We start from the raw sequence: 18,978 nt of genomic DNA on the forward strand, positions 1-18,978 counted from the left end.
GCGGCGGCATTTCCGAGCCGATACCAGCTCAGTGACACAAGCCTTTCCTACGGATGGGGTTGAGGTCCGTCGATGCCCGGGTGGTGAAAGGGAATGGCTCGGCGGGCCGCCTTGCCGAACGCCTCGCATGGTTTTTATAAAGTGACAAAGGCGCGCCGCCGCGGAGCCCTCCAGCCCCGACGTTGAGCGGCAAGCACGGCCATCAGCGGACATCGAGGAAGTGGCGCCAAATGGATGCAATGGCTAGGGTCTATCTGTCGTGGCTAGCAGGACCGCTGCTCGCCGTGACACTGGTCGCCATCGTATTCGGCGTCAACGGAGGCCCAGGGCTACTACTCCTTGCGCTGGTCGGCGGGCTGTCCGCAGCGTCTGAGGACGCTGACCTCTATCCATGGGTCTTCATCGACCCCGCGAGCGCGGTAGGCCAGCTCGCCTGGAAGGTGCGAAAGAGCGACGGCAGAAATCTTGTGCCCTTCGCGTCTGTGGGAGACGACCGCAAGGACATCGCGTGCTTCGATGGCGATGACCTGTCAGGAAACCCTGAGGTTTTGATTTTGGTTGTTGACGGCTCGCGCCGGCAATACTCGTTCTCTGACTTCGCGGCTTGGAGAACCGCCGCCGCGGAAGATGCAGACGCTTGGCGCCGCGCGCACGGCTCCTTGCGGTAGTCGCCCGCATCCGGCCAACTGCGGACCTTCGCCACCCGCTCCACGAATCGCCGGGCAGCTAATTTCCCTGTGATGGCCATGCGCCCCAGACTTTGCGCTCGCAGACAATCAAGGGGCAGAATCTCTCAATGCACGAAGCCCCGCCCGATACGCCCCAGCCGCGAAACCCGCTGCACGGCCTGACGCTAGAGACCATGGTTCGTGCACTGGAAGCTCACTATGGGTGGGCCGACCTCGCGAAGCGAATACCGGTGCGCTGCTTCTCGCACGACCCTAGCGTCCAGTCGAGCCTGAAATTTCTCCGCAGAACGCCCTGGGCACGAGAGAAGGTGGAAGGGCTCTATCTATTCATGCTGAGGGAAAAAAGGCGGATGCAGCGGCTCCCTGACTGAGAGCCGCCACAAGCGGAGTACGCAGCCATCGCCACTTCCGGTGGCCTGGTCAAAGGAGAATCTGATGGCAAAGACGCAGGTGTTGGTGATTGGGTTGGAACCGAACCTGGTCGACTTCAGCACGATGCCAGACATGAACGCCGAAAAGGTTCGGGCCGGGCTCAAGGCTGACCAAGGAAAGCTTGCCGCGCTGGGGTACGAGGCAGAACTCTGCCTGACTGACCTCGGGGACACGGCTGCAGAGGTGGTTGCTCAGAAGCTCGCTGAAAAGCCGTTCGACTGCGTGGTCATCGGTGCCGGTATCCGGACCATCCCCGCTTACTTTCTACTCTTCGAGCAGCTGGTCAACGTGGTTCACCGGGCCGCCCCCGGAGCCCGAATTTGCTTCAACACCAAGCCCAGCGACACGGCGGAAGCCGTCCAGCGTTGGGCATAGCGCTGCGTTCGCTGGCAGCGGTCGGCCAAACCAGTCGTCCATGAAGAGGAGCCACAAGCACGTGAAGACTGAAGCAGCGCCTACCCTCGCGGGCAGGAAGCCCGATGCATTCGAGATGAAGGTGCGATTTGGTTGCGGGGCACTCCTGGGCCTGGTCGTCGGCTTGGGTATGTGCGTTAGTCTGTCGCCGTTGAGCACCCTGGGCGCATGCATGCTTGTGGGGTTCGCCGTTGCCGCCTGCGGCGTCGGCGCGGCCTACTTCGGTGACAGCTTCTGGGCTAGTCTGCGTTGGCTACGGTAGCGGCCTGGACGGCGGTTGCCGGCAAGGACCGGACCTTCCCCTCTGTCCTTTCAATCCACCCATGACTCCGCACCCATGTGCAGAGCTCGGCTCGGCGTTCTTCTTTCCGACACGCCGCGGAAGCTACCTAGCCAGGGCCGCCAATCTCTTTCTAGCGCTTTGCAATAGGCCCTCGCGTTCCGCTGGAGGCTTTGCCTTGGTCTCCCCTTGGCGGATGATTTCGACCGCAGAGAGCTCAACCAGCCTCGCCCCGAGGTAGTCCCGTGGCGTGAGGGCCGCGTACTTGGCGCTTGAAATCACGTGCACCTTGAGGTGCCGGCCGATGGACACTGAGAGCTTCTGGCATGCTATGGACATTTCCGATTCATTCGGCACCAACTGCCCGTGAACCACAACAAGTTGCACTGTCGCGTCCTTGTCCTCCCCAAGCATAAAGGCGCGCAGAATTGAATCCTTGAACTTTGAGCGCAGCATCGCGCGGATGGGCTCGGCGGCGGCGAACGACTTTAGAGCGATAGACCGAAGCTCGTTGTAGAAAACGAACGACATGTTCGCCTCGACCGTCCCAGGTTTATCGGCCTCCGACTTGTGCCTGGTCAGGATGCCGCTCTTGACGAGATGCTCCTGTGTCCGCTCAACTTCGCCTGCATCCAACTTGGCCTTCTTGGCAAGCTCCGCGACGGAAAACTTGTTGGTCGGTGCTGCGAAAACGATCTTCAGCAACTTCTGGACTTCTGGCGCGAGGAGGAAATCTGCGGCACTCATTCTGGCTTGGGACAACTGCTACTGCATCATGACGACGGTCCCCTGCCGCATGCGAACACAGAGAGGTCGTCGTTAGTTTTAACATGAAGCGCGTCACAAGGCTCAAGGCCGCAACGCACCGCTCGCTCGCCTGCGAAATTCGGCGACAACCGGGCGAAAATCGGTCACGCGCAAGTCCGCCTTCCTTTGCCAACCAGTTCTTAAGCTCTCGTGCCCCCCACCGAATTCAAGGGCTTCATCCTCACTCGCCGCTCGCGTGATGTCACGGCAGGCACCGAGATCGAGTACTGGCTGGCAACAGATGCGGGGCCGAGGAAAGTGATCCTGACCTCCCAGACCTCTGTCGCATTCGTCGAAACGAAGCACAGGGCGTCGGTTGAAGCGCACCTTGCCGCCGTGCCAGGGATGGAGGTACGTGAGGTTGAGCTGAAGACATTCCATCAGACACCCGTCGTCGGTGTCTATGCGAAGCATTTCCGCCAACTGGGTCAACTGGCACGTGCCCTCCGGGCTCAGAGCGTTGCGCTGCTCGAAGCCGACGTGCGTCCGCACGACCGCTTCCTGATGGAGCGGTTCATCACCGCCGGCGTGCTGGTGGAAGGAGGGAGGGTGGACCGCTCCACTATCGTCGACTGCAAGCTGAAGCCCGCGCCCGATTTCCGGCCGGTGTTGAAAGTGGTATCGCTGGACATCGAGACGAGCCAGGACGAGGAGCTCTATTCCATTGCGCTGGACGGGACGGTTGAACGTGTCGTCTTCATGCTCGGCGAGCCACCACCTGAGTCGGGCGAGCCCTTGGACTTCTCCCTCATCTATTGCCCGACCCGCAAGGCCATGCTTGAGAAGCTCAACGATTGGTTCGAGAGGAATGACCCGGACGTCATCATCGGTTGGAGCATCATTCAGTTCGACCTGCGAGTTCTGCAGAAGGCGGCCGACAACTGCCGGGCTCAGCTCCTTCTGGGGCGTGAGCGTCGGCCCATCGATTGGCGAACCCATCCGGGAAAGCAGGGCTACCTGTTCGCGGCCACGCCCGGCCGGGTGGTCATCGACGGCATCGACGCACTGAAAGCCGCGTCGTGGAGCTTTCCGTCCTTCAGCCTTGAGGCCGTTTCACAAGAACTGCTGGGCGAGGGCAAGGCCATCGGCGATGAGTACGACAAGATGGCAGAGATTGAGCGGCGGTACCAGGAGGACAAGCCCGCGCTCGCGCTCTACAACATCCGGGACTGCGAGCTGGTTCTGCGCATCTTCGACAAAGCGAAGCTGCTGCAGTTCATGATGGAACGTGCCCAGACCACGGGCCTACAGGTGGACCACCTCGGTGGCTCCATTGCCGCGTTCAGCCACCACTATCTGCCGCGGATGCATCGCTTGGGCTACGTGGCGCCGAACGTGGGCGAGGTTCCGAGCAAGGCCTTCCCCGGTGGGTACGTGATGGACTCGAAGCCAGGGTTCTACGACTCGGTCGTGGTCCTGGACTACAAGAGCCTGTACCCCTCGATTATTCGAACGTTCCTGGTCGACCCTGTCGGCTTTGTGGAAGGCTCGAACGCCAGCGACTCGGCATCGGTCGTGAAGGGGCCGCGAGGGACGGCGTTCTCGCGCGAGAAGCATTGCCTGCCGGAAATCGTGACCACCCTCTGGCGGGCTCGGGACGAGGCCAAGCTGGTCAAGAACGGGTCGCTGTCCCAAGCCCTGAAGCTGCTCATGAACTCCTTTGCCGGCGTGCTGGGTGCGGCCAATTGCCGCTTCTTCAATCCTAAGGTCGTATCCGCCATAACCCTGCGTGGGCACGAGATGATGAAGCTCACGCGCACATTCGTGGAGAACCGGGGTTACGAGGCCATCTATGGCGACACCGACTCCATCTTCATCTGGCTCAAGCGCACCCACACCAACGAGGAGGCGCACGCCATCGCGGCAAACCTGGTGAAGGACATCAACGACTGGTGGACACGTACCCTCCGCGAGGAGCACGGCCTGGAGAACTTCCTCGAGATTGAGTTCGACACCCACTACAAGAAGTTCTTCATGCCCACCATTCGTGGCTCAGACGTCGGAAGCAAGAAGCGCTACGCGGGCCTGAGCGTGGATGCCGCGGGCAAGGAGGAGATGGTCTACCGTGGCTTGGAGATGGCCCGCAGCGACTGGACCCCGTTGGCGCGCCAGTTTCAGGAGGGCCTGCTGTCGCGCATCTTCCACGGCGACCCTTACAAGGAGTTTGTGACCGACTACGCACAGTCGACGTTGGCTGGCCGGAAGGATGACCTTCTCGTCTACCGAAAGCGCCTGCGCCATCGCCTCGATGCCTACCAGGTCAACGTGCCGCCGCAGGTTCGTGCGGCTCGCATCGCCGACGAGTACAACGGTCGGGTCAACCGACCTCAGCAGTATCAGAGGGGTGGTTGGATTCGATACGTCATGACTCAGAATGGACCAGAGCCGCTGGAAACGCGCCGTTCCCGCATCGACTACGAACACTATCTGACCAAGCAGCTCCAGCCAATTGCTGACGCCATTCTTCAGCCCATGGGGGAGAAGAATTTCATGGCGCTGACGAGCTCACAGCAAGGTCTTTTCTGAACGTCTCCCCAGGTTTTGAACCCTTCTGTCGGGAGGACAAGTCTCAGTGGCCAAGCTCAGCCTCTTGCGCTTCTCTGTGAGCGCGTGCCTTGCCGCCGCGTACTTCCGCTTCGAGCCCACGCTCCAATGAGCCGACAGGCTACTCGGCCACAACCGGTCTTTCGGCGACCGGACGCAATTCGGCCGACTTTCGCGGCGCCACACATGGGTTTCCGGATGAGCAGGGGCGCGTTGGCGGGTGTTCAGAAGATGGTCTGACGTACCGGAGCTTTCGGACCGGACCATTAAGAAGCCAATGCACTGCCTGGTAGCAAGCAAGCCGAGCGCCCGGCTGACTCTTCTTTATGTCGCCTCCGCAGGCACCGCCAACACCGCCGCGAAAACCCGCCCGTCCTGAACCGTGGCAGTGGATGCATCGTTGCATCCCCGCAACTTCAGCAGACGCAAGTCTAGTACTTTGGTCTAGCTTTCGTGGTCCAAATGTCTCACATGGTTACATTATGAAGGTCGAGTGCGAGCCAACCTGGCCCCCGTGCTGCGACACACTTCAGGAACCAAGAGATGAAATTGTGGAGCGCAGTCGCTGCGGGGGCGATGCTGATGGTGGGACTGGTCGGATGTGGAGGCGGTGGGGGTGGAGGCGGCGGCATGCTGCCTATCCTGCCGACCGCACCGACGTCGATAACCACGACGGTCAAGGTCAACGGTGCGACCGCTGCGGTTGACGCCAACGGCCAGTTTCCTGTGAAGCCGGGCGACACGGTGGAGATCGCGCCGAGCCAGGACGCCAACTGGAGCAGTGCCAGCGCTCCTGCCGACGCGGTCATGCTGCGCAATCTCAATACGACGAGCACCAAGTGGAGCGCCCAGATCGTCAACACGACGACAGATGCGGCCACTATCACGGTCACTGCCAGGGCCACTGCGAATGCTTCGGTGGCCAAGGATACCGTCCTGAAAATCGCGGCGGGCGATGCGCGCAATGCTTCTTATCGCGTTTTCTCCACCAACGGTTCGCAGCTGACGCTCGCATTGAACTTCGACACGATGAGCTACATGATGACGGATGGTGCGGGCGCGGTGGCGACCGATGCCTTCGTCGCCGATCCTCAGGTGAGCGACGGCTATGTCTTCAAGAGTTCGCGCATCTCGACGCCCGTGAACAACGCGCGTTTCCGGCTGGCGGCCAACACCGTGGTCGGCGCATTTCCGTTCGCCGTGTTGACCGCGGCGACGCCGACGTTCGCGGTGCAGCCCTTCATCGCCTCCAAAGCCCTGGTTACCTCGCAGGCCGCGTTGGCCGGCACCTACAACAGGCTGGGCATTAACCTGAACTCGAGCGGTCGCGACTCCAACATTCGTGGCGTCGAGGTCACGGCGGGCGGGGCGCAGGTGCTCATGTGCAACGAGGTCGCAATCACGCCGATCGTCAACTGTCCTCCGGCCTCCCTCCTGACGTACACGGTGAGCCCCGGCACGTCGCCATCGAGCTGGCGCATTGTGAACGTGGCGAACCCGAACGACAGCGGCGCCTTCTCGGTCGCGACCATCAACGGGCAGAACGTGTATCTCTCGGCCGGCAGCTCACCCAATGGCGACGTCGTGTTCCGCGTCGGCACGCCACAGGTCGCAGCCTGGCCTCTGACGACCGGCATCGCCTCTGACACCGACGGAACCTGGGGGCCCATAGCCCTCGATACCACCAATTTTGGCTACAACTTTGTCCGCGCGGACGCCAGCAGCGGCTCGCTCGCCTTCGGTCTCCAACTGATAGGGCAGCCCACCACGCTCAACATCCGCGCTGACACGACGGCCGGGCCGGGCCACTGGTTCGCAGTGCAAGGTGCGGGGCTCACCGCAGTCGTCGGCGCACGCGGGCCGAACGGGGGCTACATGCTGATCGGCCTAGCCAAGTGAGGCGCTAGGAGCGTCGTCGGCACCTGTGAAGGCCGCGAGGACCCCGAGGGCTTGCGGCCTTTTCGTTGAGCATACCCGCGGCTGCCTACTGGGAGCCTCAACCTACTTGAATGCTATGGACGGACGAGTCCTCGCGCCTTACGGCCAGGGAGATACTGCCCAAGGCCCCTGACGGCCGAATGGCGCGGGTCGGCCAACAGCAGACCTTCGACATGAGGCACCAAATGTGACCGGCAGCATCGGGTTCTATGCAAGTCAGGCCGACCAAGAAGCCTTGGAGAGCTTCGCCTTGTCGCTCGGCCTCCGGCTCGTCTCGCCAAAGCTCGGGCAAGCCGTGAACGCCAGCCCAGCGTTTGGGCCGTTTTGCTATCTGAGCGCCGTCGCCGAATCCGAACTGCATCCCTACGGCACGCCTCAGGTGCTTCTGACAGATGCGCGCGACCCAATGCTTACCTACATGCGGAGCTACTTCAAGAGTCCATACCTCGTATGCGGGCACATCCAACACAGTGACGACGTTCGGGCGCTTGCACAACTAACCCGGCCTTACTACTCCCAGCTGGCCCGCTGGATAAAGGCAAACTGGACCCGCTTGCCAGGCGGCAGCTACTACATCGGCGACGAGGCGCAACGTCTTGTGGCGGCCGGCGCACAAATGGTCAGTGCAATGCCTGGAACGTTCGAGTTCCAGCAATGACGCCGCGTATCGGCCATGAGCTGATGTTCAAGAAGGTCCGCTTCGCGGAGGCACTCTTGGCAAGCCGCAAGTCGTTGAATCGCCCGGATGGTGCGCGACGACCTCGCGCGGCATCGCACCGCGATGCACTGAGCCTGCCGGGCCTGCTCAGCCCACCGCATCCCAGTATGGCGGGTCGCCGAAGGCCTCGCGCAGGCAGTCGACGAGTGCGCGCAGCTTGGCCGATGCGCGACGCCCTTCCGGATGAGCGACGTAGACAAACTCCTGCGCGGCGGCCTGGCCCACTCCGACGTTAACGAGCGAACCGGCCTTCAAGGCCGCGCCGACGATGAAGGTCGGCAGCAGCGCCAGGCCCAGGCCCGCAAGCGCAGCGTCGAGCATCATGTCGCCGTTGTTGACGCGCAGTGCCGCTGCGGGGCGCACGAACTCGTCGGAGCGCACGTCGATGAAGCGCCAGTCGGCGACGCCACGGTTCAGGTAGTAGACCGCTCGATGCTGTTCAAGGTCGGCGAGCGACTTCGGCCGGCCGTTGCGCTTCAGGTATTCCGGCGAAGCGACGAGGCAGCGCCGGCTCGTGGCCAGCGTCCACGCGACCAGCCGCGTGTCCGCGATCGCGCCGTGGCGAATGACCGCGTCGAAGCCGTCTGCCGAGGCGTCGACCCGTCGGTCGTCGAGTTCCAGCGTCAGTGAGATGCTCGGGTTCTTCGCGAGGAACGGGTACAAGGCCGGTCCCAGATGCATGCGGCCGAAGGTGACACCCGCGGAGAGACGCATCGGCCCGGTGAGCTTTCCGCGACGTTCGCTCACCTCGGCCGCCGCATCGTCGACTTCGCGCACGATGCGCACCGCGCGCTCCAGGAAGGCGGCGCCGTCCTCAGTGAGGCTGAGCTTGCGCGTGGTTCGATGGAACAGCGGTGCGCCCAGGCCGCGTTCCAGTTCGGCGAGGCGCTCGCTGACGACCGACTTTGACAGGTTGAGCCGCCGCGCGGCCGCGCTGATCGAACCGACCTCCGCGATGGCCACGAAGCTCGAGATCCCATCCAGCTTGAGCATGCCTTCTCCTAGTTGCAGGCTTCAAGGCCATTGTCCGACCTTTCCGAACAAAAGAACCGAAACCTGCCGGCTTATCAAAACAACCGTCCCTGAGCACACTGAGCCCATCGATTCATCCACTCCCACCACTTCAAGGAGACTGATCATGGGCAAGAGACTCGAAGGCAAGGTTGCCATCGTTACCGGCGCAAGTTCCGGCATTGGCCGCGCCTCGGCGTTGCTGTTCGCGGCCGAAGGTGCGAAGCTGGTCGTCGGCGCGCGTCGCGCCTCCGAACTGGACAAGCTGGTCACAGAGATCAACGCCACCGGCGGCGAGGCCGTCGCGCTGGCTGGCGACGTGCGCTCGGAGGACTACGCGCGGGGGCTGGTCAACCTGGCGGTGAAGCGCTACGGCCGCCTCGACGTTGCGTTCAACAACGCCGGCACGCTCGGCGAAGGCGGCGCCAGCACCGGCGTGTCCGAGGCCGGCTGGAACGATGCGCTCGCCATCAATCTGACCGGCTCGTTCCTCGGCGCGAAGCACCAGATTGCGCAGATGCAGAAGAACGGCGGCGGCTCCGTGATTTTCACCTCGACCTTCGTCGGCTACACGGCAGCCTTCCCCGGCGTGGCGGCGTACGCGGCGAGCAAGTCCGGCCTCATCGGACTGACGCAAGCCCTGGCAGCGGAATACGGCCCCCAGGGCGTGCGCGTCAACGCGATCCTGCCCGGCGCCGTCGACACTGCGATGTACCGCGACATGAACGACACGCCGGAGTCGCAGTCGTTCATCACCAACCTGCATGCGCTCAAACGCGTCGCCAAGCCGGAAGAGCTGGCTCGATCCGTGCTGTATCTTGCGTCCGACGACGCCAGCTTCGTCACCGGCACGGCCTCGCTCGTCGATGGCGGCGTCTCGATCACCCGCACCTGAACCTAAGGAGAACCACATCATGTTCAGCCCTCTGAAACGTGCATTGGGGATCGGCCTGCTGGCGGCCACCTCCCTAGCGGCCACCCTGTCGGCGCATGCACAGCCCAAGCCCTATCCATCCAGCTTCAAGACCATGTCGGTGCAGGCCGATGGCGTGAAGTTGCATGTCCGCGTCGGTGGCAAAGGACCGGCCGTCGTGCTGATCCACGGCTTCGGCGACACCGGCGACATGTGGTCGCCACTCGCAGCGGCGCTGGCGAAGGATCACCGCGTCGTCGTTCCCGACCTGCGCGGCATGGGCCTGTCGTCCAAGCCCGAAGGCGGCTACGACAAGAAGACCCAGGCCGGCGACGTCCGTGCCGTTCTCGACCAGCTCAGCATCGACAAGGCCGACATCGTGGGCCACGACATCGGCACCATGGTGGCCTATGCGTACGCCGCGCGCTATCCCGACAAGACCACCAAGCTGGTCGTGATGGATGCGCCGGTTCCTGGCGTCCCGCCCTGGGAGCAGATCGTGCGCTCGCCCGCGCTGTGGCACTTCGATTTTGGTGGCAAGGAAGCGCTGCGCCTGGTGAAGGGACGCGAGCGCATCTACCTCGACCGCTTCTGGAACGAATTCGCCGCCGACCCCACGAAGATCGACGAAGGCACACGCGCCCATTACGCCAAGCTTTACGCCCGACCGGGTGCGATGAAGGCCGCGTTCGCGCAGTTCCTGTCGATCCGCAAAGATGCCGAAGACAATGCCGAGTCGGTCAAGACCAGGCTGACCATGCCGGTGCTTGCGATCGGCGGCGAGAAGTCGTTCGGCGCCAACGAGGCCGTGGTGATGCGCAATGCCGCGACGAAGGTGACCGAACTGGTCGTTCCAGCGTCAGGCCACTGGCTAATGGAAGAGGCGACGGACACGACGGTGAAGGCCGTGCAGGAGTTCCTGGCGTCTCCGTAAAACATCGGCTCGCCTGTCGGCTGATGGTGGAATGACAGGTCGGGGCCGGTACCGATACGACCGGCCGCTTCGCGGCGATGAGTTAAGGGGGGCGCGGTCAATCCGCTCGGCTACTGAATCGTCTCGTCCGCCAGCAGCAGCAGAGGCTGCGGGATGTTGAGTCCGAGGGCCTTGGCGGTCTTGAGGTTGATCACCAACTCGAATTTCGTGGGTTGCTCGACCGGGAGCTCCTGTGGCTTGGCTCCACTGAGTATCTTCGCGACGTAACTCGCCGCCCGCCGATAGAGATCGAGCAGGTTCGGCCCGTAAGTCATCAGCAGGCCTGCTTGCGCATAGTCCTTCAGAGCGTGAATGGCAGGCAGGCGATGCTTGAGCGCCAAATCTGCAACCTGCCGCCGGCGCTGGTAGAACAACGAGCCGAAGACGATGGCAGCACCGACCCGCTCGCCGAGCATCGCCGCGAACGCGCCATCCAGTTCATCCAGGCTGCGAACCTCGACGACGTAGAGCGTCACACCCAGTTTCCGCGCGGCGGCCTCGAGTTCGGTGAAGCCACTACTTCCGTAGTCGGCCTGCCGGAGAACTCCCACCCGGGACAGTCTGGGAACGATCTCCGTCAGCAGTCCGAGGTTCTTGCTGAATAGCTTGGCGCTCGCATCGCTCGTCAAGCCGGTCACGTTTCCACCGGGTCGCGCCAGATTCGCGATGATCCCCGCGCCCACTGGATCGATTGCGGCGATCATGATGATCGGAATTGTCGAGGTCGCGCGCTTGGCGATTGCGGCCAGCGGCGTGCTGCCGGTGACGATGACATCCACGCGCAGCCGCACCAGTTCCGCAGCAAGTTCCGGAAGCCGCTCCAGCCTGTCTGCGTTCCGGTGTTCGAAGACGATGTTGCGCCCTTCCACATAGCCGAGATCGCGCAGCCCCTCCACGAGTGCGCCGAGCAGCGGCGGCACGTCCGCCGTCCCGACCAACAGAACGCCGACTCTATAGACCTTTGCCGCCTGTCGCGCCGTCACAGCGAGCGGTTTGGCAACAACTGTCCCGGTTGCGATCAGGAAGCACCTGCGCTGCACGCTGTTCATGCTCTTTCCTCTCCGGAAACGCTGCCAAAAAGTCTACGCCTGAACGCCATGCTGCAGGGTCAAGAGTGCCGTCGAACGTCAGCTTCGGAGTGACTAGGCGCGACGTCTGGTTGTGGCCCACTACCGGTCGCTCGCCAATGTCCTCCAATTTGCTCGTAAGCAGACCTTCGAGTCGCAGGCAAGTGCAGCGCGGAAACGCAAACTTCTCCTCCAACGACCGACCAGCCCGCGTGTTGGTTTCGTTCTCGTAGTCCCATCGCGTGCCCCCGGCCAGAATCCGCGCCGCGGCTCCTGCGGCATCAGGACGAGGCGCCCGGCTGCCTTGGGGGTGTAGCCGCGAGACCGCTCAACACCGTGTCGAGTCCGGTCCTCCCCTTTCGCGTCGCGCCGGCAGCGGCCTCGAACTCGATCCAACCTTCGTTGAAGCCGTCCAGCATCCGCATGCGTGGTAGGGGGTTGGCCATGCCCTGCGAGCGAAACAGCGCTTTCCACGTCGCGCGCGGCACGGCGCGGGCGACGACTTCGCGCCCGAGCAGTCGGCCCAGCGTGGCAGCTAGCACTGATGGCGTGACCCGAACCGGCCCCTCGAGTTCGATCACCCGGGGCCCCTCCCAGCTGTCTTGCAGCATCTGCGCCGCCGTCTCAGCAACATCCGCCGTCGCGACCATGGGCACCGGCTTGTCGAGCGGCTGGAGGAAGCTCGACACTACGCCCAGCGACCGCGCGTCGTCAATATCCCAGGCGGCATTCTCCATGAACCATGCGGCGCGCAGGAAGGCGATCGGCATGGACAGTGCGGCAAACGCGCGCTCCATCATCTGCAACTGCGTCAGCAGGTTGACTTGCGCGGCCTGTGCGCCGATCGTGGACAGGGCCACCACCCGCCGGGGCCGGGCCCGCTGCAAGGCGGTGACGAGCGCAGCGACGTTCACCTGCGTTTCTGCAAAGCCCTCCGAAGGGTCGAACACCGGCGGCAACAGCACGAACACGGCTTCCGCGGCGGAAAACGCGCGAGCCAGCGCGGCCGCGTCGTCCATCGATGCGAAGGCGGTGTCGCAACCCAGGGCCCCCAAGGCCGCGGCCTTGGCCTTGTCTCGCAAGACAGCCCTGGCCGGCAAGCCTGCCGCCCGCAAGTTTCTGATGACCTGGCCGCCCACCTTGCCGGTGGCTCCCGTGACGACGAACATCTTCTTTCTCCTGCTTCGGCGCACCGCGCGCCGGTTGACGAGATTCTGCGGAGCTTGCCAGCAAAGAGCGATAGCATGAAAAGCATTTCGTTCATGCGTGGAAATCATCAATGACCCATTTCAGCGCTCAGATGCTCGAAGGCATCGATGTCCTGGCGGCCGTTGTCGACACGCGCAGCTTCGGACGCGCCGGCGAAGCGCTCGGCATGTCGCAGTCTGGCGTGAGCCGCGCCGTCGAGCGGCTGGAGGCACGGCTGGGCATCCGGGTGTTCGATCGCACCACCCGATCGGTGCGACTGACCGAAGAGGGGCGGCGCTTCTACGAGGAGGTCATGCCGCTGGTCAGCGCGCTGGCGGAAGTCACCGCCAGGGCCGCGGGTGGCGCAGCGGCCGTGCGGGGCCGCCTGCGGGTGAACATCGACCCCTTCTTTTCCAGCCTCATCCTGGCTCCGCGACTGGGGGCCTTCCTGGACAGCCACCCGGACCTGGAGATCGAATTGCGCAGCCGCGACGACCTGGGCGACATGGTGGCCGAAGGCTTCGATCTGGCGATTCGATTCGGACATCCGCGACCTTCCTCCCTGGTGGCGCGAAAGCTGCTCGACACGCGGGTGCTGACGGTGGCGTCTCCTGGCTACATCCGGCGCCACGGACACCTGTCGGAGCCGCGGGAACTCGAGACGGGGCACCACCGGTGCATCCTGTTCCGGGACTCGACCACCGGCCGGCCCTTTCCCTGGGAGTTCCATCAGCGCCGCCGCAGGCTCACGGTTGCCGTCCACGGGGCCTTGACGGTCAACGACGCCGGCACCCTCTACAGCACCTGCCTGGCCGGCCACGGGATCGCCCAGCTGTTCGAGCTGGGGGCCGAGTCTTTCATCGCCGCGAAGAAGTTGGTGCCCCTGTTCCCGGACTGGCCGGACGAGCGCTTCCCGCTGTATGCCTACCACCCCTCCCGGCACCATGTGCCGGCCAAGACACGCGCCCTGCTGGACTTCGTGGCAAGCCTCGTGAACGAAGCCGGCGAGGGATGAGGTCGCGCCAATGCGTGAGCCGGGTGCGGCCCGCTCAACGCGCCGGATGCCGACCCGTAACCTCCCGCGGCCCCGCGCTCCCTTCGCCCTGCGAAGCATCGTCCGCATTCCGGAAAGACATACTTCTGCACCAAGCGACTGAAACGCCCAATCGTGAGCCGCTGGCCAAGGCCTACGTTCTCGCGCAGAACATCGAGTTCGGCAACGCCGGCGATATGGACACCCAAAGACCGGCTGGTTTGTCGGATTCAGCGACTGGACCAAGGGGGCATCAAGCCACCCCCGCCACGCCTGCCGACGAACCTGCTGCTGGGCTATGCGTCACGTGGTTCTCTCATCCGGCAGGCAATCCAAACGGCGAATTCAAGCCGCTGAGCGAAGGGAGGACGATGTCAGTCTTGGTGAGCCCGACCAGCGAGTTCAGGATTTGAGTTCTCGGTGACCGGCGACTTCGCGTCGCAGGATGTTATGGCGCACACCCTGCGCCGCCGTGGTGACTTTGTCATTTGGCGCCCAGACCTCTCCACCGCGCCTTTGGAGTCCAGCCGGCATGCATACTCACCGTCCGCTGGTCTCCGCAGCGATAGACGGCCACCGGCCAGGAGCGGGCGCTCGAAAAGTTAAAGCCAATGCCCGTTCTGGAGCGCACACCAGGCCTTGGCTGCGGGTAGTTGCTCGCGCTGAGCAGAACGAGCTGCGAGTCTGCTGCCGTGCTAGCCAGGAGCTAGCCTTGCCTTGGAGCGCTTCTGAGAAGCGTCCTGCATTAACCCTAGTTCTTTGATCGTGCTGGCCGCGAAGTCAATGAAAGCGGATACCGCTCGAGGCAGTTGCCTGCGGCTGTGGTAGACGAGGTGCACTCCGATCGACCCAGTCGCGAAGTCCGGCAGCACCTCTTTCAATCGTCCGGCCGTCACGTGCGGCGCACTCAGCGCTGCCGGCAGCAACGCAATGCCCATCCCGGCAATCGCCCCGGCGAGTTGCGCCGAAGCCGTGTTGGCTTGGAACGGGCCGTCGACCTCGACCGGCGCTGGAGCACGCCTCGGTCCACCCAGGCGCCAGACCGCCTTGGGGCCGCCACGGGCCGGTGCGGTGATGCAGTCGTGCGCGGCGAGATCGCGCGGCAGTGCCGGCTCGCCGCGCGCTGCCAGGTAGACAGGGCTCGCGACCAGCGTAGCCTGGCTGCTTCCGAGCTTGCGCGCGATTAGAGAAGGGTCGCGGTCGGCGCCGCGCATGGCGACGTCGATGCCCTCGCCCAGCAGGTCCACGCGCGCGTCGTTCAGCTCAAACTCCAGGCGCACCTTTGGGTGCATTTCGGTGAAGCGTGCCACGGCCTCGGCCGGGAACCAGTTGAAGAAGTCGGCTGGCGCGGCCACGCGCACCCGGCCTGCCACCTCATTTGCATCGCTGGCAACCTGGCCCGCCACGCGCTGCAGGGCATCGACCTGGTCGGCAGACTGGGCGAAGAAGTTGCGCCCGGCATCCGTGAGCACGAGCCGTCTGGTGGTGCGCTGCATCAGGCGCGCACCGAGTGCGGCTTCCAGCGCCTGCACGCGCCGGCTGGCCGTGCTGGGAGGCATGCCGAGGCGGCGGCCCGCCTCGGCAAAGCTGCCGGCCCGCACCACGTTGACGAACAGGGCGATGTCGTTCAGGTCCATGCGATGGCCGCCATGAACGCATGCGCCATGGTGCAGTTGCGGCGACGCCAGGATTTGCGGGGTGGTTCAGTTGGGATTGGCATTACGCAGATTATTGAACGAGTGCATCCCGTTGCGCCATCTTTATCTGTGATTGATGCGTTTCTACAGTTGTGGCTTCAACGGCGCAATTTCACGCCGTTACCCACCCAGGAGCCCCTCATGACCATCGTTTCCATCATCGTCGGCAGCACCCGCGAAGGCCGCTTTTCCGAAGCCCCCGCGCGCTGGATCAAGAACCACCTGGACCAGCGGGCCGGCCTGACCGCGCGCGTGCTGAACCTGCGAGATTACGACCTGCCGTTCTTCGACAGCGCCATGCTCCCGGGCATTCCAGGCCGGCCGCCCTACGAGAACGAGGCCGTGCGCCGCTGGACGGAGCAGATCGGCAATTCCGACGCCTTCGTCGTCGCGACGCCCGAATACAACCATGGCGCCCCCGCCGTGCTCAAGAACGCGCTGGACTGGGTCTACCCCGAATGGCAGCGCAAGCCGATCGGCTTCGTGAGCTGGGGCAGCGTGGGCGGCGCCCGCGCGGTGCAGCAGTTGCGCGAGACGTCCATCGAACTGCAGATGGCGCCCATCCGCAACGCCGTGCACATCCCGGTCGGCGCGATCTTTGCGCACTTCCAGGGCAAGACCGACGAGATCGCTGCGGCGCTGGCGGCCCAGGACGACCAGGCCGGCAAGCTCATCGACGACCTGCTGTGGTGGGCGCATGCGCTCAAGACCGCGCGCAACGCGACCGCGTGACGGAAGGTGATCCACATGACAGCCGTCGCACAACAAGTCGCAGACAGCGCCGCGGTCCAGCCGCGCCGGATCGTCGCCCGCACCAAGGGCCGCCGCAACGGCCCTGCAGTCCGCCTCATGAGCCCGTCGGACTTCGGCCAGCTCCTAAAACCGTTCGTGTTTCTGGACTTCTTCGACATGCAGGGCCCGCCGTTCGTGGGCGCGCTGCATCCCCACTCGGGCATCGCGACGCTGTCCTACCTGATCGACGGCCGCATGGACCTGATTGATCCCGACGGCCGAACCGTGGTGTTGCCCAGTGGTGGCGTGGAATGGATGCAGGCAGGGCGCGGCATGTGGCACGGCGGCAGCGTGGGTGACAAGAACCAGGGGCGCGTGCGCGGCTTCCAGCTATGGGTGGCACTGCCGCCTGCGCTGGAACTTGGCCCGACGGTGGCCGCTTTCCAGCCGACCGAGCAGATCGTCAGCGCAGGGCCCGCACGCGTGCTGTTGGGCCACTACGGCGGTGTTGGCAGCGCCATCGAAGCTCCCTCGCCGATGAACTTCTTGGCGGTAAAGCTGGGGGCGGGTGAGCGCTGGACGTACACCCCCCACCCGGGCACAGCGTGCTCTGGTCCTCAGCGGTGGAAGGCGTTCTGCTCGCCGATGGCGTGCGCCTGCACCCCGAGGAGCTGGTCGCTTTTGAAGAGTCGCAGGAGCCCATCGTGTTCGAAGCGCTGACGGACACGCAGTTCATCCTCGGCTCCGCCCTGCCGCACCCGCACGAGCTGGCCCTGGGCTACTACTCGGTCCACACCTCGCCGCAGGCGCTGGCGGATGGCGAGGCACACATCCAGGCGGTCGGCAGCAGGCGCTTGGTCGAACAGGGTCGACTGAGCCCGCGTGCGCTTTAAAGGCGGCAGGACGCCATGACCGCTCGCCAAGCCCTTGCCCCCGCCGCGCTGTCCCAGTTGTTCACCGACGCGCGCTCGCACCACCACTGGACCGACCGAAAGGTGCCGGACGACCTGCTGCGGACCCTGTACGAGCTTGTGAAGTGGGGGCCGACCAGCGGCAACCTGCAGCCGGCACGTATCGTCTTCGTGCGGTCCGAGGACGGCAGGCGCAAGCTCTACCCGGCTCTTGAAGGCATGGGCAGGAACCCCGAGCAGGTGAGGTCGGCGCCGGTGACGGCCATCATCGCGCAGGACGCGCGCTTCTTCGACGAGGCGCCGCGGCTGTTTCCGCGCACGAACTTCAAGCCGATGTTCGAGGCGGATGCGGCCTTTGCCGAGTCCATCGCCTTTCGCAGCAGCTCGCTCACCGGTGCCTATCTCATGCTGGCAGCGCGCGGCCTGGGCCTGGACGTCTGCCCGATGTCGGGCTTCCACAACGAACTGCTGGACGCAGCCTTCTTCCAGGGCACGTCGTGGAAGACGAACTTCATCTGCTCCATCGGCCACGGCGACGACGCCAGGCTCTACCCACGCGACCCGCGGCTGAGCTTCGAGGAAGCCTGCCGGCTGGCGTGATCAAACAGAAAGACCCTTCCCATGACTAGCATCGGCATCATCGGCGCCGGGCAGATCGGCGCAGCCATCGCCCAGCAACTCGCCCGCCACGGCATCGAAGCCACCCTCTCCAACAGCCGGGAGCCACAGACCCTGCACGATCTCGTCGCACAGCTCGGACCATCGATCACGGCGGGTACGCGCGAGGAAGCGGCTGCGAAGGACATTGTGTTCGTCGCTGTCCCATGGACCCGCCTACCCGAGGCGCTTGCAGGCCTGCCGGATTTCGGTGGGCGCATCGTGGTTGATACGAACAACCCGTTGCAGAAGCAGCCACTGCCACCTATCGACATCTGCGGGCGCGCATCGACGGCGGTGGTGGCCGAGATGGTTCCGGGCGCACGCGTGGTCAAGGCCTTCAACCACAACGCGTTCTGGAACCTTGCTGCCGAGCCCGCGAGGGAGGGTGGCCAGCGCGTGCTGTTCTATGCGAGCGACGACGCGTGGGCCAAGGCGGAGGTCGCAGCCCTGATCGAACGCCTGGGATTCTTCGGCGTGGACATGGGCGACATCGAGACCGGCAGCCGGCTGTTCCAGCCACCCGGCGGGCCGCTGGCCGGACCCAACCTCGTGAAGATGGAACTGCGCGCATGAAGGAGCTCCTTGCCCCGGCGACGCTCGGCGGCCTGCGTCTGCAGACCCGCTTCATCATGGCGCCGATGACACGGGCGCGTGCCAACGCCGACGGGACGCCGGGCTCGCTGCTCCGGCTCCGGCAGAACTTTGAAAAGCCGACCGGTGCAACTTTGAAAACGGCGCTCGCAAGCGGTTGATTTCCTTGGGTAACCAGGTGAGACAACCTTGGAGGAACTCATTGAGTTCGTTCAAGGTTAGTCCGGAATTTCATCAAATTAACGGCCTAACTTTGACCGGGGCGTGCGCAAGTCGTTGATGATGAGAAATCGGCCCACGCCATGCCTGAACGCAGGCTCTGGAGCCTCGGCGGAAAAACGTGGGTAGGGCAGGGGCAACGCCTCGATCGAATGGCAGGC

The 18,978-nt window shown here is 64.3% G+C and carries 20 protein-coding genes; 15 read left to right on the plus strand and 5 right to left on the minus strand.

Features of this window, described 5'->3' with window-relative positions; translation table 11 throughout:
* Positions 1-230 precede the first annotated feature (230 nt).
* The 3 genes from AC3A6X_RS29365 to AC3A6X_RS29375 all read left to right on the plus strand — a co-directional run bounded on the left by AC3A6X_RS29365 (position 231) and on the right by AC3A6X_RS29375 (position 1,496).
* Positions 231-668: a hypothetical protein gene (locus AC3A6X_RS29365; RefSeq protein WP_487845469.1), complete on the plus strand. Its 438-nt coding sequence runs from the start codon at positions 231-233 to the stop codon at positions 666-668.
* A gap of 128 nt (positions 669-796) precedes the next feature.
* Positions 797-1,060, plus strand: coding sequence for a VF530 family protein (locus AC3A6X_RS29370; protein ID WP_487845470.1), 264 nt, complete (start codon positions 797-799; stop codon positions 1,058-1,060).
* Between the two features lie 64 nt (positions 1,061-1,124).
* Positions 1,125-1,496, plus strand: a complete 372-nt coding sequence (locus tag AC3A6X_RS29375) for a hypothetical protein (protein WP_487845471.1) — start codon at positions 1,125-1,127, stop codon at positions 1,494-1,496.
* Between the two features lie 424 nt (positions 1,497-1,920).
* On the opposite strand, the gene AC3A6X_RS29380 is transcribed toward AC3A6X_RS29375, so the two are convergent.
* The gene (locus tag AC3A6X_RS29380) at positions 1,921-2,562 is read right to left on the minus strand and encodes a hypothetical protein (protein WP_487845472.1); all 642 of its coding nucleotides are present in this window, start codon (positions 2,560-2,562) and stop codon (positions 1,921-1,923) included.
* A gap of 210 nt (positions 2,563-2,772) precedes the next feature.
* Here AC3A6X_RS29380 and AC3A6X_RS29385 point away from each other — a divergent pair, with 210 nt between their 5' ends.
* The 3 genes from AC3A6X_RS29385 (at position 2,773) to AC3A6X_RS29395 (ending at position 7,762) form a co-directional block, all read left to right on the plus strand.
* Positions 2,773-5,148, plus strand: a complete 2,376-nt coding sequence (locus tag AC3A6X_RS29385) for a DNA polymerase II (RefSeq protein WP_487845473.1) — start codon at positions 2,773-2,775, stop codon at positions 5,146-5,148.
* 648 nt (positions 5,149-5,796) lie between these two features.
* On the plus strand, positions 5,797-7,065 hold the full coding sequence (locus tag AC3A6X_RS29390; protein ID WP_487845474.1) for a hypothetical protein: 1,269 nt from the start codon (positions 5,797-5,799) through the stop codon (positions 7,063-7,065).
* A 226-nt stretch (positions 7,066-7,291) separates the two neighbouring features.
* On the plus strand, positions 7,292-7,762 hold the full coding sequence (locus AC3A6X_RS29395; protein WP_487845475.1) for a hypothetical protein: 471 nt from the start codon (positions 7,292-7,294) through the stop codon (positions 7,760-7,762).
* 147 nt (positions 7,763-7,909) lie between these two features.
* Here AC3A6X_RS29395 and AC3A6X_RS29400 read toward each other — a convergent pair whose 3' ends face one another.
* Entirely contained in the window at positions 7,910-8,785 is an 876-nt protein-coding gene (locus AC3A6X_RS29400) for a LysR family transcriptional regulator (protein ID WP_487845476.1), read from the minus strand.
* Between the two features lie 175 nt (positions 8,786-8,960).
* Here AC3A6X_RS29400 and AC3A6X_RS29405 point away from each other — a divergent pair, with 175 nt between their 5' ends.
* Together AC3A6X_RS29405 and AC3A6X_RS29410 are read left to right on the plus strand one after the other, a co-directional pair.
* Positions 8,961-9,728, plus strand: a complete 768-nt coding sequence (locus tag AC3A6X_RS29405; protein WP_487845577.1) for an SDR family oxidoreductase — start codon at positions 8,961-8,963, stop codon at positions 9,726-9,728.
* 19 nt (positions 9,729-9,747) lie between these two features.
* Positions 9,748-10,680: an alpha/beta fold hydrolase gene (locus AC3A6X_RS29410; protein WP_487845477.1), complete on the plus strand. Its 933-nt coding sequence runs from the start codon at positions 9,748-9,750 to the stop codon at positions 10,678-10,680.
* A 110-nt stretch (positions 10,681-10,790) separates the two neighbouring features.
* On the opposite strand, the gene AC3A6X_RS29415 is transcribed toward AC3A6X_RS29410, so the two are convergent.
* Both AC3A6X_RS29415 and AC3A6X_RS29420 read right to left on the minus strand, forming a co-directional pair.
* A complete protein-coding gene (locus AC3A6X_RS29415) occupies positions 10,791-11,768 on the minus strand; it encodes an ABC transporter substrate-binding protein (RefSeq protein WP_487845478.1) in 978 nt (325 codons plus the stop codon).
* 299 nt (positions 11,769-12,067) lie between these two features.
* Complete coding sequence (locus tag AC3A6X_RS29420; RefSeq protein WP_487845479.1) at positions 12,068-12,955, minus strand: NmrA family NAD(P)-binding protein; 888 nt, start codon at positions 12,953-12,955, stop codon at positions 12,068-12,070.
* A gap of 110 nt (positions 12,956-13,065) precedes the next feature.
* Here AC3A6X_RS29420 and AC3A6X_RS29425 point away from each other — a divergent pair, with 110 nt between their 5' ends.
* On the plus strand, positions 13,066-13,989 hold the full coding sequence (locus AC3A6X_RS29425; RefSeq protein ID WP_487845480.1) for a LysR family transcriptional regulator: 924 nt from the start codon (positions 13,066-13,068) through the stop codon (positions 13,987-13,989).
* A 713-nt stretch (positions 13,990-14,702) separates the two neighbouring features.
* On the opposite strand, the gene AC3A6X_RS29430 is transcribed toward AC3A6X_RS29425, so the two are convergent.
* Complete coding sequence (locus AC3A6X_RS29430) at positions 14,703-15,644, minus strand: LysR family transcriptional regulator (protein ID WP_487845481.1); 942 nt, start codon at positions 15,642-15,644, stop codon at positions 14,703-14,705.
* A 201-nt stretch (positions 15,645-15,845) separates the two neighbouring features.
* Here AC3A6X_RS29430 and AC3A6X_RS29435 point away from each other — a divergent pair, with 201 nt between their 5' ends.
* The 6 genes from AC3A6X_RS29435 to AC3A6X_RS29460 are packed head-to-tail and all read left to right on the plus strand — an operon-like array spanning position 15,846 to position 18,759.
* Positions 15,846-16,436: an NADPH-dependent FMN reductase gene (locus AC3A6X_RS29435; protein ID WP_487845482.1), complete on the plus strand. Its 591-nt coding sequence runs from the start codon at positions 15,846-15,848 to the stop codon at positions 16,434-16,436.
* Positions 16,437-16,451: 15 nt separating this feature from the next.
* Positions 16,452-17,156, plus strand: coding sequence for a pirin family protein (locus AC3A6X_RS29440; protein ID WP_487845483.1), 705 nt, complete (start codon positions 16,452-16,454; stop codon positions 17,154-17,156).
* Positions 17,141-17,329 carry a hypothetical protein gene (locus tag AC3A6X_RS29445; protein WP_487845484.1) on the plus strand — a complete coding sequence of 63 codons (189 nt, stop codon included), beginning with the start codon at positions 17,141-17,143 and terminating at the stop codon, positions 17,327-17,329. Before AC3A6X_RS29440 ends, AC3A6X_RS29445 begins: the two co-directional genes overlap by 16 nt.
* A 15-nt stretch (positions 17,330-17,344) precedes the next feature.
* Positions 17,345-17,947 (plus strand): malonic semialdehyde reductase, encoded by a 603-nt coding sequence (locus tag AC3A6X_RS29450; RefSeq protein ID WP_487845485.1) that lies wholly within the window; start codon positions 17,345-17,347, stop codon positions 17,945-17,947.
* A gap of 21 nt (positions 17,948-17,968) precedes the next feature.
* Positions 17,969-18,580 carry an NADPH-dependent F420 reductase gene (locus tag AC3A6X_RS29455; RefSeq protein WP_487845486.1) on the plus strand — a complete coding sequence of 204 codons (612 nt, stop codon included), beginning with the start codon at positions 17,969-17,971 and terminating at the stop codon, positions 18,578-18,580.
* Positions 18,577-18,759: a hypothetical protein gene (locus AC3A6X_RS29460; RefSeq protein ID WP_487845487.1), complete on the plus strand. Its 183-nt coding sequence runs from the start codon at positions 18,577-18,579 to the stop codon at positions 18,757-18,759. Before AC3A6X_RS29455 ends, AC3A6X_RS29460 begins: the two co-directional genes overlap by 4 nt.
* Positions 18,760-18,978: the final 219 nt, after the last annotated feature.

It is taken from the genome of Variovorax sp. Soil_C_12 (assembly GCF_057657375.1).

Excerpts from the sequence above, each read along its gene's own strand:
- AC3A6X_RS29365 (WP_487845469.1), top strand. The coding sequence starts at position 231 with ATGGATGCAATGGCTAGGGTCTATCTGTCGTGGCTAGCAGGACCGCTG.
- AC3A6X_RS29370 (WP_487845470.1), top strand. The coding sequence starts at position 797 with ATGCACGAAGCCCCGCCCGATACGCCCCAGCCGCGAAACCCGCTGCAC.
- AC3A6X_RS29375 (WP_487845471.1), top strand. The coding sequence starts at position 1,125 with ATGGCAAAGACGCAGGTGTTGGTGATTGGGTTGGAACCGAACCTGGTC.
- AC3A6X_RS29380 (WP_487845472.1), bottom strand. The coding sequence starts at position 2,562 with ATGAGTGCCGCAGATTTCCTCCTCGCGCCAGAAGTCCAGAAGTTGCTG.
- AC3A6X_RS29390 (WP_487845474.1), top strand. The coding sequence starts at position 5,797 with ATGCTGCCTATCCTGCCGACCGCACCGACGTCGATAACCACGACGGTC.
- AC3A6X_RS29405 (WP_487845577.1), top strand. The coding sequence starts at position 8,961 with ATGGGCAAGAGACTCGAAGGCAAGGTTGCCATCGTTACCGGCGCAAGT.
- AC3A6X_RS29410 (WP_487845477.1), top strand. The coding sequence starts at position 9,748 with ATGTTCAGCCCTCTGAAACGTGCATTGGGGATCGGCCTGCTGGCGGCC.
- AC3A6X_RS29415 (WP_487845478.1), bottom strand. The coding sequence starts at position 11,768 with ATGAACAGCGTGCAGCGCAGGTGCTTCCTGATCGCAACCGGGACAGTT.
- AC3A6X_RS29420 (WP_487845479.1), bottom strand. The coding sequence starts at position 12,955 with ATGTTCGTCGTCACGGGAGCCACCGGCAAGGTGGGCGGCCAGGTCATC.
- AC3A6X_RS29425 (WP_487845480.1), top strand. The coding sequence starts at position 13,066 with ATGACCCATTTCAGCGCTCAGATGCTCGAAGGCATCGATGTCCTGGCG.
- AC3A6X_RS29430 (WP_487845481.1), bottom strand. The coding sequence starts at position 15,644 with ATGGACCTGAACGACATCGCCCTGTTCGTCAACGTGGTGCGGGCCGGC.
- AC3A6X_RS29435 (WP_487845482.1), top strand. The coding sequence starts at position 15,846 with ATGACCATCGTTTCCATCATCGTCGGCAGCACCCGCGAAGGCCGCTTT.
- AC3A6X_RS29440 (WP_487845483.1), top strand. The coding sequence starts at position 16,452 with ATGACAGCCGTCGCACAACAAGTCGCAGACAGCGCCGCGGTCCAGCCG.
- AC3A6X_RS29450 (WP_487845485.1), top strand. The coding sequence starts at position 17,345 with ATGACCGCTCGCCAAGCCCTTGCCCCCGCCGCGCTGTCCCAGTTGTTC.
- AC3A6X_RS29455 (WP_487845486.1), top strand. The coding sequence starts at position 17,969 with ATGACTAGCATCGGCATCATCGGCGCCGGGCAGATCGGCGCAGCCATC.
- AC3A6X_RS29460 (WP_487845487.1), top strand. The coding sequence starts at position 18,577 with ATGAAGGAGCTCCTTGCCCCGGCGACGCTCGGCGGCCTGCGTCTGCAG.